Consider the following 12,080-nt stretch of genomic DNA (forward strand, 5'->3'; position numbering starts at 1 on the left):
ATTCTCGACCCTTTTTTCTTTGAAGACGTTGCACACCCGCTACGAGATCATCGTCCAACTAAGCGTTTCACCTGCCAGCAGCGGAATAATCTGCGCGCCTTGGGCATAGGGGTAGCTTTCCGGCAATCGCCACACTTTTCGCTCTAATGTAATGGTATCTGCATTAGGCGCCAGCCCATAAAAACGTGGCCCGTTTAAGCTCGCAAACCCTTCTAATTTATCTAATGCATTCATTTCATCAAAGGCCGTCGCGTAAAGCTCAATGGCCGCAGACGCTGTATAGGCACCGGCACAACCGCAGCTTGACTCTTTAGCCCCTTGGGAGTGAGGAGCACTATCGGTCCCCAAGAAGAATTTATGGCTGCCGCTAGTGGCGGCTTTCAAAAGCGCCTGGCGATGCTGCTCCCGCTTCAGAATAGGCAGGCAGTAGTAGTGAGGACGAATGCCACCCACCAGCATTTTATTGCGATTAAACAACAGGTGATGAGCGGTAATCGTGGCCGCTATAGTGTCCGGGGCCTGGGCAACAAATTCAGCCGCCTGTTGCGTAGTAATGTGTTCAAAGACGACTTTTAAGGCGGGGTGGCGTGCCAGGAGCGGCTTCATGATTTTTTCAATAAACACGGCTTCGCGATCAAAAATATCGATCTCTGCATCGGTCACTTCACCATGCACTAACAATGGCATACCCACTTTGACCATCATCGCAATCGCCGCGTCGCAGTGCGCCAAATCCGTGACGCCAGAGTCAGAGTTAGTCGTCGCGCCCGCGGGGTAAAGCTTAACCGCCTTAACAAAGCCACTTTGTGCTGCGCGCTCAATCTCCTCGGGCGGCGTGGTATCCGTAAGATAAAGTACCATTAACGGCTCAAAGGCACTGCCTGCTGGTAGCGCGTCTAATATACGCTGGCGATATTCAAGCGCCTGGGCGGTGGTAGTAACCGGTGGCGTAAGGTTGGGCATAATAATCGCCCGCCCCATCTGGGCAGCGGTATGACCGACAACTGCTTTTAATGCATCGTCGTCACGTAAATGGAGGTGCCAATCATCGGGGCGGGTCAGTGTTACAGTGTCCACGGCAAGTCCTGTACTGGAGTTGAGTCGGCTAAAAGAGGCATACACAGTATACGCAATTAGGCGGCTGGATAAATCCAACGCTGACACCCACAGCACTCGCTAAGTGTCGTATCATGGCGACAGTTTTTTCATAGTTAGTTTTAACCGCTATTTTTAACAGCTAGTTTTCACAATTGGCTTTTAACGGTAAGGATCCGGTTGTTTATGCAGAACGTGCGACGCTATGCGGATGTCATTGCCAGCTTGGAGGGATTGCTATGGCTAGGCCTTGCCTGGTCCATTTCGCTATCCGCCTATCTTGGCAGCACGGAACCCACGCTAGCCTGCCTATTGGTGATCGGCGCGCTGGTAGTGTTCAGTTGGGCGCATCGGCCCCTACGTTACCTGCTGTGTCGTTATCGTATTCGTAAACGCCGTACCGATATGTGGATCCACATTTTGGCGCTACCCCTACTGCTAGCGATGTTTTTTCACATCATGCTGGAAGCCTTACTAGGCAGTGCCTGGCTGCCACCAAAAATGTTGTTATTCAACATACTGGCCTCAGCCGGTTGGGCGACCTTCGTGATGACCCTATTTATTAAATTTGTCATTCACGGTGTCAAAACGTCCGCTAAGAACGTTAATTAAGTATCTCAACCAAGATCATCAACCAAAGCAGCGCCTTTATGCCTACCGCTCCGCCTCTTCCGCTATCCACGCCTAATCGCAACCTGGTGCGGCTCACCATCGTCCGCGGGATCACCTGGACGGGGTTTTTACTGGCCATTATCGTCGGCGTGGAGCTACTGGCTTTTGATTTACCGGTGACAGCCGTCGTGAGCGTCGTGATTGCGATGGGCATTCTTAATATCGCCACTTGGTGGCGACTGGGTCGTCCCCGCGCGGTCACGCACCTTGAGTATTTACTGCATTTACTCGCTGACATTGCAGGGCTAACGCTGCTGTTTTATTTCTCAGGCGGTTCAACCAATCCCTTTATTACTTATTACCTTGTGCCGGTCACTATTGCCGCGGCAACGCTACCCTGGCGCCATGCCTGGATCATTGCCGCTTGTTCCATGGCTGGGTACACCTTTTTGATGTTCTCTTACCACCCCATCCCACAGTTGGGGCATATTAATAGCGACGGCCCATTAAGCCTGCATGTACTTGGCATGTGGCTTAATTTTGGTCTTTCTGCGGGCCTTGTGACGTTTTTTATCTTCAAAATGGCCCATGCCCTGCGCAGCCGAGATCAAGCGCTCTCAAGAACCCGAGAAGCCGCGCTGCGCAACGAGCAGGTGCTGGCCGTCGCGACGCAAGCGGCCGGAACCGCCCACGAACTAGGCACGCCACTCTCCACCATGGCAGTGCTGCTAAAAGAGATGGAGGATGAGGCAGCCCCAAACTCAGGGCTTCATCAGGATATTACCTTGCTGCGCCAGCAGGTAGATGTGTGCAAGTCTCGGCTGCAAAATTTAGTCTCCAATGCTGATCGACGCCGCATGGCAGAGCCCGAAGTACTTGACGCGGAGATTTGGCTAGCCGGTGTGGTTCAGCGTTGGCTGGTGCTACGCCCCGATGTAAGCCACCAGTTTGATGTTGCTGAAAAACGCGGCAGGCCTTGGCTAGCGGTAGATGCCACGCTTGACCAAGCGCTGACAAACTTGCTCAATAACGCCGCTGACGCTAACCCTGAACACATCGCCATTCGCTTAGACTGGCAGGAAGAGAGCGTCATCATCGATATTCGTGATCACGGCCCTGGCGTTGCGATGTCGATTGCAGATCAGTTAGGTGAGACGTTTATTTCCACTAAAAGTAAAGGCATGGGGATTGGTTTGTTTTTAACCCATGCCACCATCAATCGCTTTGGCGGCGGCGTAAGCCTGTATAATCACCCGGAAGGGGGTACGCTAACAGAAGTTACGCTGCCTCGTTGCGCGGCTCCCAGTTAATACACGAGCGCCCCAAGCATCTCCTTTAATGGATTGAGGACAACATGCAAACGCGAGAGCAACGCCTGCTGATCGTTGATGACGATGAAATGTTTTGCCATGTGCTGAACCGGGCATTAACGCGGCGTGGCTATGAAGTCATCGTTGCCCACGATGCAGAGCAAGCGCTGGCCATGGCGGCGCAATTTTCACCCACCATGGCGACCTTAGATCTAAAGCTGGAAAATAGCTCAGGGTTGAAACTGCTGCCCGAACTACTTGGCATTTTGCCCCACTGTCGTATTGTGGTGCTGACTGGCTACTCAAGTATTGCCACCGCAGTCGAAGCAATTAAACTCGGCGCCGTCAATTATTTGTGTAAACCAGTAGATGCTGATGACGTACTCGCCTCATTTGAGCGCCAGGATGGCGACCCGGACATTGAGCTTGCGGATAATCCGCCCTCAATTAACCGGATCACCTGGGAGCATATTCAAAAAGTGCTACAGGAGCACGATGGCAATATTTCCGCCACTGCCCGTGCTTTAGGCATGCATCGCCGCACCCTACAGCGCAAATTACAAAAACGCCCGGTGCGACGCTAACCCCCTTTAGAGCGGGGTATTGGCAAAACCCCCGCCATCGTATTAGGCGACTGGCGGGAGGAGAGCCCGGTGCTTAGTGCGCTGTCCAGCCTAGGTCAATATTAAAACTAGAACCGGTCACTGCGCCTGCCGCATCAGAGGCGAGGTAAGCAACCAGCTGCGCCACTTCATCCGGCTCTATAAGGCGCTTAATTGCGGCCTGCTTGAGCATGATTTTTTCGACCACTTCCTGCTCGTCCATCTTGTTCAATTTTGCCTGATCGGCAATCTGGTTATCTACCAGCGGCGTTCTTACATAGGCAGGGCAAACCGCATTGGCAGTAATACCTTGCTCACCACCTTCCAATGCTGCTGTTTTGGTCAAACCAATCATGCCGTGCTTAGCACTGATGTAAGCGGCTTTGCCAGGCGATGCCACCTGAGCATGAATGGAGGCCACGTTAATGATTCGCCCCCACCCCTTGTCACGCATGTGCGGCCATACTGCTTGGGTAAGTAAAAAAGGCGCCGTAAGCATTAAGTCCATAATCTGACGCCACTTCTCCTCAGGAAACGACTCAATGGATGCAACGTGTTGAATACCGGCATTGTTAACCAAGATATCGACACCACCAAAGCGCTTAACCGCATCAGCTACCGCCGCACGGCAGGCATCAGGATCGGTTAGATCGGCCTCGAAAAAAACAGCCCCCGCTTCCTCTGCAATCGCTTTGCCCGCCGGGTTAAAATCCACCGCAAGCACTTGATGGCCTAATCCGCAAAAATGCTTAACGACTGCAGCACCAATACCACTGCTGGTACCGGTGACGAGTGCCACGCGCGGCGTAGTAACGGCTTGATTGGTCATGGGCATTTCCTTTTACTAAATGAATGAAAGAGAGTGTGACTGCGAGTGTGCATGAATCAGTATAGTGGCCGCCCCCGCCTAAGCGTCAGCTTGTGGAGTAGGCTGCATTAAACGCGACATCATTTGCTGCGCCAGCCTTGCTGCTTCCTGCATGCTGTCGAGCTCACCTAAATCACGCAAAATAGCGCGCTTGTAAATTTCATATCCGCCAGGTAAACGTTCTAACACTAAGCGATAGCTCCCTGAGGGTAGCGCCATTGTCAACGTCTCCTCCAGAGGAGCAGTGAGTTTGGCCTGATCGGGCACCACTACCAACCAAAGCCCAGAGGGCGTTATAAGTGCCCCCACCATACGCTCAGCACTTTCACGCTGAAAGCAAAGTGCATCAATGCCCAAACGGGGGTTCCAACCCTCTTGCTGCTTAATCGATGCTAAGTGCGTATCGCGGTATGCCCGCGCCAATTCGGCAAGAAAACCATACTCCTCAGCAGTAAGCGTTTGCATAGTTGTCCTTAATGATCTCCGGGTGATAATCGGTATTAATAGTCAGCGTTAGTCAGCCGCTATTGGCGTAATGCACTCTGCTCAGCCACAATAGGCGCTCATTTATCTTCTCGCAGTATGCTATTTGCCACTCAATCAGTTACTGCTAGGTTACTGATCAATTTGTGCTGGCTAATTTGTACTGGCTAAGTCGTTACAGACTACTTTGCTACTTACCCCTACTAACGTAAAGGAGCGACACTCATGTTTGTGGTTATTTTTGGTCGAATGTCATGCCCATTTTGCGTGCGCGCAAAACACCTTGCCGAGCATCTGGAAAAAGCCGGTAAGATTGAAGGTTACCGCTATGTAGATATGCCTTCAGAAGGCGTGACTAAAGAAGATATCGCCAAAACGGCAGGCAAACCGATTCATACCGTACCGCAGGTATTTGTCGATCAAGCCCATGTTGGCGGCTTCACTGAGTTTGATCAATTTGTTCGCGACAAACAGCTGCGTTAAACCGCTCGTTAATACCCGTTGAACCCTTGCGGCTTGTGCTTGCCTATACTGAGTACTTACTTAACGGCTCACGCTAGTGTGTGCCGCATGTGGGCAAGGAGTTCAGCATGCAGCGTCAGGAGTTTGTCCAACAGCTCTGGCTTGACTATATACATACCCATCCTGATATTGGCGCCTTAAGGCTGTGGCCGCTTTCCAGCGCCGCCGAGTATCTTGCGCTGGTGACACTGAATTACGGGCCCTTTTCAGCCATGGCTCTTGCCGGCAATTTAGCGCATATGGGCTACCGTCCAATCGGCCAATACGCGATGGCAGATAAAGGCTTACTCATTCACCTGCTAGCACCCAACGACGGCAGCAGCTGGCTAGTGCTGGCCGAATTGCAAATGGGGACGCTTTCAAAAGCACCCAGAGAGGCCATTGAAGGCTTAGTAAAGCAGTCGCATCCTCAGGACTGCAAAGGACACAACCTGCTTTGCCGCGGTCGTCCATGGCCTATGCCCTCGTGGGCACTCTACCAACAGTTACAACACGCCCATCCACTGGCTGGCTGGCTGGCGGTCATGGGACCTCGCCTACATCACGCCGGTTTTGATTGTAGTCAGTTGGGAGAACCATTAATCAAGCTTGATCAACGACTCAACGAAGTAGGAATGCCAAGTCTAAACGGGCAGCAAAACGGAGTTTTTGCGGTGTCATCACTACTGGATCATCGTTTCTACCCAACCACTCCAAAAAAAGTGGTGTTTAGTGAGGGCGACGAGCACCGGTTATGTTTAGGCGGTTTGGCACTGGTGCAAAAACACGTGGAAGATGACCATGAGCGCATCGCCGAAGTGCTACTCCCCTTCCATACCCGTTGTGAAATGGCGTGATACGATTTAAGGGGCTTTACACCTAAGTCGTACCAACGCCATTTTATTAACCGCCTAGGCTCACAACGGTTACTTAGGCGTCAAAGGTCATTTCGGGGACGTGATCAGGGACGATTAATTTGCCCGCCGTTTTTTCGATAATTTCCTCGACGCTAACACCAGGAGCGCGCTCTTTGAGAATAAAGGTGCCGTCTTTAATTTCAAGATAGGCCAAATCAGTCAAAACGCGGTTAATGCAGCCAGCCCCGGTCAGCGGCAGTTCACACTTTTCAAGCAGCTTGGACTCACCATGCTTGGAGGCATGGGTCATGGTGCAAATGATGTTATCCGCACCAGCCACCAAGTCCATCGCGCCACCCATACCTTTGATCAGCTTACCGGGGATCATCCACGAGGCAATATTGCCCTGCTGGTCAACCTCAAAAGCACCCAGTACGGTTAAATCCACATGACCACCGCGAATCATGGCGAATGACTCGGCAGAGGAGAAAATCGCGGCACCGGGACGCGCGGTAACCGTTTCTTTACCTGCATTAATCATATCCGAATCAAGTTCGTCTTCAGTAGGGTAACGGCCCATACCCAGCAGGCCATTTTCGGATTGCAGCATCACGTCGATGCCATCCGGGATGTAGTTGGCCACTAGGGTGGGAATACCAATGCCCAAATTGACGTAAAAGCCATCTTGGAGTTCGCGTGCGACACGCTGAGCCATCTGTTCTCGTGTTAAAGCCATGGTGACTTCCTTTTGTTGAATCGTTAAATGAGAAGCTAGGGAAACGTTTAAAATCTACGTCATTTGAGACCTAAGTCGTTTGAAACAGCTACGGCCTAACTACGCACCGTGCGTTTTTCAATACGTTTCTCAAATGTGCCTTGAATAATCCGATCCACATAAATACCTGGCGTATGGATCTGGCTAGGCTCAAGCTCACCCGGCTCCACAATTTCTTCAACTTCCACTACGGTGATTTTTCCCGCGGTAGCAGCCATGGGGTTAAAGTTTTGCGCAGTATGGCGATACATAACGTTGCCATAGCGGTCTGCCTTCCACCCTTTAACGATAGCGAAGTCACCTGTAATCGCTTCTTCTAAGATGTAGTGACGGCCATTAAATTCGCGCACTTCTTTACCATCACCAATTGGCGTGCCGTAGCCGGTCGCGGTGTAAAAGGCGGGAATACCCGCACCGCCAGCGCGCATTTTCTCAGCTAACGTGCCTTGAGGGGTTAACACCACCTCAATCTCGTCGTTGAGCATTTGCTTTTCAAATAAGGCATTTTCGCCAACATAGGAGGCGAGAATCTTACTGATTTGGCGATCCTCAAGCAGTATCCCAAGACCAAAACCATCAACACCGCAGTTGTTGGAAACCACGGTAAGATCATTGACACCGCGCCGCTTGATTTCTGCAATCAGATTTTCCGGGATACCACATAATCCAAAACCGCCAGCGATGACGGTCATACCGCTCTCGATACCTTCCATTGCTTCTTCGTAGGAAGCTACACGCTTATCGAATCCTGCCATTGTTATGCCTCACATTGTTGTCTTAGATATGCGTTGTCTTTGAAATACGTAGACATTGACATGTAATTTGCGCGCTACGTTAGTGTCAGTGTTGTGCCAGATGATATATTTGTTAAGTTTGTTTTTCTTATCAATTTATTTTTAAAACTTATAAAAGGCTTTCCATGACCGTCAAACAGCTACGCGCCTTTCTGGCGGTTGCCCAAACGTTGAGCTTCACTCAGGCCTGCGAGCGTCTCCATTTATCTCAACCAGCGCTCAGTTTAGCGATCAAAGGGCTTGAAGAGTCATTGGGAGGCAAACTGTTACTGCGCAGCACCCGTAGTGTCAGACTAACCCCGGAAGGCGAGTCACTGCTACCATTGGCCAAACATCTGCTCGCCCAGTGGGATAATACCGAAGAGCGGCTGCGCCAGCGTTTCACCCTTCAACTGGGCCGCTTGAGCGTCGCGGCAATGCCTGCGTTTGCCTGTAACTTGCTGCCCTCGGCATTGGTCAAATTTCGTCAGCAGTACCCTAAGATTAATATTACGGTGCACGATGTTATCAATGAAGAAGTCACCGAGATGGTGCGCTCTCGTCAAGTAGAACTGGGCATCGCCTTTTCACCTGATGCCACTGGCAGCTTGCTATTCACCCCGCTATTCGAAGACCATTTTGTGGCGGTGGTGCCGCCTACCTCAACATTACTGCAATCCTCACAGCTCTCTTGGTCAGCACTACTTGAGCATGATTTTATTACGCTTCAGCGCCCTTCTATGGTACGTCGACTGCTTGAGCAAGAGCTGCGTAAACAGCATATGGAACTGCCTGTGGCGTTTGAAAGCCATCAGCTCTCCACCGTTGGCAGAATGGTGGCTGACGGCCTGGGGGTTAGTGCAGTGCCTTCTATGTGTATTCGCCAAATGCATGAACTGGGCGCACGCTGCATACCGCTGACGGCACCCGCCGTATCTTGCCGAGTAGGCATTTTGACCCAGCAGGAACTGTCCGTTGCCGCCCATGCATTACGCACCGTATTGCTAAAAACGGTTCAAGCGCCCTCGCTACCTCTAAGCTAAAACATCATCAAGCTACCCAATTGCCCTAGGTTTATGCTGGGCAGCGTGGCTACGATCATTTAGCATTCGGTATTAAGTTATTCGTCTGACGGTAAGGATACGCGGTATGCCTATTTTAAAGGGGCTGGTCAGCGCACTGCTGCTGGTGCTCAATACGCTATTCTGGGGCGTACCTCTTATTTTTTTAACCCTGCTTAAAGTGGTTGTTCCTGGACAGCGCCTGAAACAGAAGGTATTACAGGGCTTAAATGCCGTCGCCCTTAATTGGATTGGTTTTAATCTGTGGTGGATGCGGCACTGGCTTAAGCCTGACGTCACTATCAGCGTACCCAAGAATTTGAGCCCTCAGCAGGGCTGGTTGGTCATATCCAATCACCGAAGCTGGACCGATATTTTTATGCTTTTCATGGCGTTGCATCGGCGCATTCCAATGCCACGCTTCTTCCTTAAACGTCAATTAATTTGGATTCCCATCGTTGGCCTGGCGTTTTGGGCACTTGAGTTCCCTTTCATGCGCCGCTTCAGTCGGGAGCAGATAGCGAAAAACCCTAAATTAGCCACCATTGACCGTGAATCCACCGAACGCATGTGCCGACAAGCTCGCAACAATCCCATTGCGATTTTTAACTTTGTAGAAGGCACTCGCTTTAGCGTCACAAAACGTGACGCCCAGCAAAGCCCATACCGCCACTTATTACGCCCTAAGGCGGGCGGTGTGGCGCAAGTGCTTAGCCTGCTAGGAAGCCAGTTAAATGGCATACTGGATGTCACGATAAGCTATACCAATCCCTCCCCCACCTTTTGGGGATTTTTGTGCGGCAATGAAGCCCCCATTACGCTGCACGCACGGCAACTGGATATTCCTCAGTGGATGTACGCACCGGACAACCACGATGAAAAGCAGCATAAGGAACGTTTCCACACATGGATCAATTCACTCTGGCTGGAAAAAGATGGTTTGTTGGACGGCCAAACCGATCACGATTAATAGCGCTGCTGAGTAGCTGTTTATTAGCTGGGGTATTGGCTGGCTGTGCCAGTGACCCACAGTCATCATCTCAGCGTGCGGCAGCGCCCAGCGGCGGCCAGATCAGCGGCGACTGGGTTCAAGTGCAGCGGGGGGATACTCTCGGCCAGATGGCAGCGCGAGCTAACGTGCCGTTAGAGCGCTTACAGCGCTTTAATCCTAGCGTGGATGCACGACGCCTAGAGGTAGGACAACGCCTATTGCTTCCCACTCAGCAAGAGCGGGCGCCCTCTGGTGGGCCATATCGTTATCAAATACGCCCCGGTGATACTTTCTCAGGTATCGCTCGGCATTTTGGAACTACCAGTGGCCGCATCCAGAGTGCTAACCCAGGCACGACACCCACAAGCCTGCGGGTGGGCCAAGTGATTAGCGTGCCTTTAAGCGGCAGCGCCGCGGCAAGCTCTGCAAGCAGTAGTAGTGCCCCTAGTGCTAGCGCCAGCCCATCCGCCGCTGCACCAAGCCAACCCCTGCCAGCCTCTGCACGCCGCTGGCCCTGGCCGCTGGAAGATTACCGTGTAGTGCGCCGTTTCGGCGCGGACAGTCGTGGCACTCTGCAGCCCATGCTACTCGCCACCCAGGCGGGTGCCCGAGCGCAGTCGGTCGCCCCAGGTGAAGTGCGCTTTGCCGATGGCATGCGTCAGCTAGGCGAAGTGGTGATTATCCATCATGCCGATAATCTACAATCCGTGTATGCCCTTTGTGAGCGCATATTGGTCACTGTCGGCCAGCAGGTCAGCACTGGCGATGCACTATGTGAGGTGGGTCAAAGTGATTCAACCCAGCGCTATGATCTGCTGTTTGATCTACGCCAGGGCGGAAAACCCATCGACCCCAGGCAGGTACTGCGCTAAAGCACGCCGTTAAGCACTTAGTGTAAAGTACTTAGTAAAGCACTTAGTCAAAACCCATCACCCCCTGCTTATGCAGGGAGCGATGGGTTAATGCGGACTAAATTACCTAGAGCGGATCATCGATAGAATAGCGTCGCCAGGCGTTTATCCGCGGAAGTAGCCCGGTTTTACAAATGGCGTTGGCGTGACCACCATAGGCAACTGCTTACCGCGCACCACCGCAAACACACTACTTTGTGGTGCTTCCAGCTCACGGGTCACGTAGCCCATCGCCACCGGCTTACCGATACTTGGACCAAAGCCGCCCGAGGTGACGACGCCAACCTCATTACCCGCTTCATCTACCAGAGTCACACCCTCACGCACCGGTGCACGGCCATCGGCTAGCAGCCCAACACGCTTGCGGATGTGATCTTTGGCATCGACCTGATGCAGAATAATATCGGCCCCAGGAAAACCACCCGGGCGTTCGCCACCATGACGGCGCGGCTTACCAATCGCCCAGATTAATCCGGCTTCCACCGGGGTAGTCTCCATATCCATATCATGACCATAGAGACATAGACCTGCTTCTAGACGTAGTGAATCCCGCGCGCCCAAACCAATCACTTCTACCTCAGGCTCTGCCAACAGCCGCTCGGCAAAGGCTTCACAAGCGTCTGCCGCAACTGAAATTTCAAAACCATCTTCGCCGGTATAACCGCTGCGACTAACCCATACTTCCTGGCCAGCGATAGTGAAACGGCCATGCTGCATAAACACTAACTCGCAGGCTTCCGGGCAAAGCCGTTGCATCACATCACGTGCCTGCGGGCCCTGTAGCGCCAGCAGCCCACGGTCGAGCGGCTCGATCGTATGTGTGGAAGCTAAATTTAACCGCAAATGCGCCAAGTCCTGATCTTTACAAGCAGCGTTCACCACCAGATAAAAGTGATCGCCTGCGTTCACTACCATCAGGTCATCAATAATGCCCCCTTCAAGGCTGGTGAAAATTCCGTAGCGTTGGGCGCCTTTCTCAAGCCCCACCAAATCAGCGGGAATCAGTGTCTCTAGAGCTTCAGCGACGTTATCACCGGCAACAGTGATTTGCCCCATGTGCGAAACATCAAACAAACCGCACTTTTGACGCGTATGCTCATGCTCTTTTTTCACCCCCAACGGATACTGCACCGGCATATCGTAGCCCGCAAACGGTACCATTTTGGCACCCAGCTTGAGGTGTAACGCGTGCAGCGGCGTTTGTTTTAATTCAGTCATGAAGCTTTCCTCACTTAAAAATG

At 52.1% G+C, this 12,080-nt stretch carries 14 protein-coding genes; 8 read left to right on the forward strand and 6 right to left on the reverse strand.

The genetic code is table 11. The features are described from left to right. Positions 1-39: 39 nt before the first annotated feature. Positions 40-1,077, reverse strand: coding sequence for a dihydroorotase (pyrC, locus tag ACQKE4_RS02640; RefSeq protein ID WP_427386768.1), 1,038 nt, complete (start codon positions 1,075-1,077; stop codon positions 40-42). Positions 1,078-1,281: 204 nt separating this feature from the next. On the opposite strand from pyrC, the gene ACQKE4_RS02645 reads away from it, so the two are divergent. From ACQKE4_RS02645 to ACQKE4_RS02655, 3 genes are read left to right on the forward strand one after another with little or no spacing between them, the layout of a single operon-like run. Then, positions 1,282-1,707: a hypothetical protein gene (locus tag ACQKE4_RS02645; protein ID WP_290833579.1), complete on the forward strand. Its 426-nt coding sequence runs from the start codon at positions 1,282-1,284 to the stop codon at positions 1,705-1,707. 38 nt (positions 1,708-1,745) lie between these two features. Further along, positions 1,746-3,017, forward strand: coding sequence for an ATP-binding protein (locus ACQKE4_RS02650; protein WP_427386769.1), 1,272 nt, complete (start codon positions 1,746-1,748; stop codon positions 3,015-3,017). 44 nt (positions 3,018-3,061) lie between these two features. Beyond that, complete coding sequence (locus ACQKE4_RS02655; protein WP_427386770.1) at positions 3,062-3,601, forward strand: response regulator transcription factor; 540 nt, start codon at positions 3,062-3,064, stop codon at positions 3,599-3,601. A 73-nt stretch (positions 3,602-3,674) separates the two neighbouring features. Here the strand turns inward: ACQKE4_RS02655 and ACQKE4_RS02660 are convergent, their stop codons facing one another. Both ACQKE4_RS02660 and hybE read right to left on the reverse strand, forming a co-directional pair. Then, on the reverse strand, positions 3,675-4,448 hold the full coding sequence (locus tag ACQKE4_RS02660; RefSeq protein ID WP_427386771.1) for a 3-hydroxybutyrate dehydrogenase: 774 nt from the start codon (positions 4,446-4,448) through the stop codon (positions 3,675-3,677). A gap of 78 nt (positions 4,449-4,526) precedes the next feature. After that, entirely contained in the window at positions 4,527-4,952 is a 426-nt protein-coding gene (gene hybE / locus ACQKE4_RS02665) for a [NiFe]-hydrogenase assembly chaperone HybE (protein WP_427386772.1), read from the reverse strand. A 243-nt stretch (positions 4,953-5,195) separates the two neighbouring features. On the opposite strand from hybE, the gene ACQKE4_RS02670 reads away from it, so the two are divergent. Both ACQKE4_RS02670 and ACQKE4_RS02675 read left to right on the forward strand, forming a co-directional pair. Further along, a complete protein-coding gene (locus ACQKE4_RS02670) occupies positions 5,196-5,453 on the forward strand; it encodes a GrxA family glutaredoxin (protein ID WP_427386773.1) in 258 nt (85 codons plus the stop codon). A gap of 107 nt (positions 5,454-5,560) precedes the next feature. Continuing rightward, positions 5,561-6,328 (forward strand): DUF1338 domain-containing protein, encoded by a 768-nt coding sequence (locus tag ACQKE4_RS02675; RefSeq protein ID WP_290833567.1) that lies wholly within the window; start codon positions 5,561-5,563, stop codon positions 6,326-6,328. Between the two features lie 73 nt (positions 6,329-6,401). Here ACQKE4_RS02675 and ACQKE4_RS02680 read toward each other — a convergent pair whose 3' ends face one another. Further along, entirely contained in the window at positions 6,402-7,064 is a 663-nt protein-coding gene (locus ACQKE4_RS02680; RefSeq protein ID WP_290833565.1) for a CoA transferase subunit B, read from the reverse strand. A 95-nt stretch (positions 7,065-7,159) separates the two neighbouring features. After that, entirely contained in the window at positions 7,160-7,858 is a 699-nt protein-coding gene (locus ACQKE4_RS02685) for a CoA transferase subunit A (protein ID WP_290833563.1), read from the reverse strand. Between the two features lie 164 nt (positions 7,859-8,022). Between ACQKE4_RS02685 and ACQKE4_RS02690 the strand changes: the two genes are divergently transcribed. The 3 genes from ACQKE4_RS02690 to ACQKE4_RS02700 all read left to right on the forward strand — a co-directional run bounded on the left by ACQKE4_RS02690 (position 8,023) and on the right by ACQKE4_RS02700 (position 10,800). Beyond that, positions 8,023-8,919, forward strand: coding sequence for a LysR family transcriptional regulator (locus ACQKE4_RS02690; RefSeq protein WP_427386774.1), 897 nt, complete (start codon positions 8,023-8,025; stop codon positions 8,917-8,919). 106 nt (positions 8,920-9,025) lie between these two features. Beyond that, complete coding sequence (locus ACQKE4_RS02695; protein ID WP_427386775.1) at positions 9,026-9,907, forward strand: acyltransferase; 882 nt, start codon at positions 9,026-9,028, stop codon at positions 9,905-9,907. Next, entirely contained in the window at positions 9,844-10,800 is a 957-nt protein-coding gene (locus ACQKE4_RS02700; RefSeq protein ID WP_427386776.1) for a LysM peptidoglycan-binding domain-containing protein, read from the forward strand. The genes ACQKE4_RS02695 and ACQKE4_RS02700 overlap by 64 nt, the downstream gene beginning before the upstream one ends. 144 nt (positions 10,801-10,944) lie before the next feature. On the opposite strand, the gene gcvT is transcribed toward ACQKE4_RS02700, so the two are convergent. Beyond that, on the reverse strand, positions 10,945-12,057 hold the full coding sequence (gene gcvT / locus ACQKE4_RS02705; protein ID WP_427386777.1) for a glycine cleavage system aminomethyltransferase GcvT: 1,113 nt from the start codon (positions 12,055-12,057) through the stop codon (positions 10,945-10,947). Positions 12,058-12,080 lie beyond the last annotated feature (23 nt).

Origin of the sequence: Halomonas sp. NPDC076908 (assembly GCF_050269715.1) — a bacterium.
Taxonomy (GTDB): Bacteria; Pseudomonadota; Gammaproteobacteria; order Pseudomonadales; family Halomonadaceae; genus Vreelandella.

Coding starts and splice junctions, on each gene's coding strand:
- ACQKE4_RS02645 (WP_290833579.1), top strand. CDS start 1,282: ATGCAGAACGTGCGACGCTATGCGGATGTCATTGCCAGCTTGGAGGGA.
- ACQKE4_RS02650 (WP_427386769.1), top strand. CDS start 1,746: ATGCCTACCGCTCCGCCTCTTCCGCTATCCACGCCTAATCGCAACCTG.
- ACQKE4_RS02655 (WP_427386770.1), top strand. CDS start 3,062: ATGCAAACGCGAGAGCAACGCCTGCTGATCGTTGATGACGATGAAATG.
- ACQKE4_RS02660 (WP_427386771.1), bottom strand. CDS start 4,448: ATGACCAATCAAGCCGTTACTACGCCGCGCGTGGCACTCGTCACCGGT.
- hybE (WP_427386772.1), bottom strand. CDS start 4,952: ATGCAAACGCTTACTGCTGAGGAGTATGGTTTTCTTGCCGAATTGGCG.
- ACQKE4_RS02670 (WP_427386773.1), top strand. CDS start 5,196: ATGTTTGTGGTTATTTTTGGTCGAATGTCATGCCCATTTTGCGTGCGC.
- ACQKE4_RS02675 (WP_290833567.1), top strand. CDS start 5,561: ATGCAGCGTCAGGAGTTTGTCCAACAGCTCTGGCTTGACTATATACAT.
- ACQKE4_RS02680 (WP_290833565.1), bottom strand. CDS start 7,064: ATGGCTTTAACACGAGAACAGATGGCTCAGCGTGTCGCACGCGAACTC.
- ACQKE4_RS02685 (WP_290833563.1), bottom strand. CDS start 7,858: ATGGCAGGATTCGATAAGCGTGTAGCTTCCTACGAAGAAGCAATGGAA.
- ACQKE4_RS02690 (WP_427386774.1), top strand. CDS start 8,023: ATGACCGTCAAACAGCTACGCGCCTTTCTGGCGGTTGCCCAAACGTTG.
- ACQKE4_RS02695 (WP_427386775.1), top strand. CDS start 9,026: ATGCCTATTTTAAAGGGGCTGGTCAGCGCACTGCTGCTGGTGCTCAAT.
- ACQKE4_RS02700 (WP_427386776.1), top strand. CDS start 9,844: ATGGATCAATTCACTCTGGCTGGAAAAAGATGGTTTGTTGGACGGCCA.
- gcvT (WP_427386777.1), bottom strand. CDS start 12,057: ATGACTGAATTAAAACAAACGCCGCTGCACGCGTTACACCTCAAGCTG.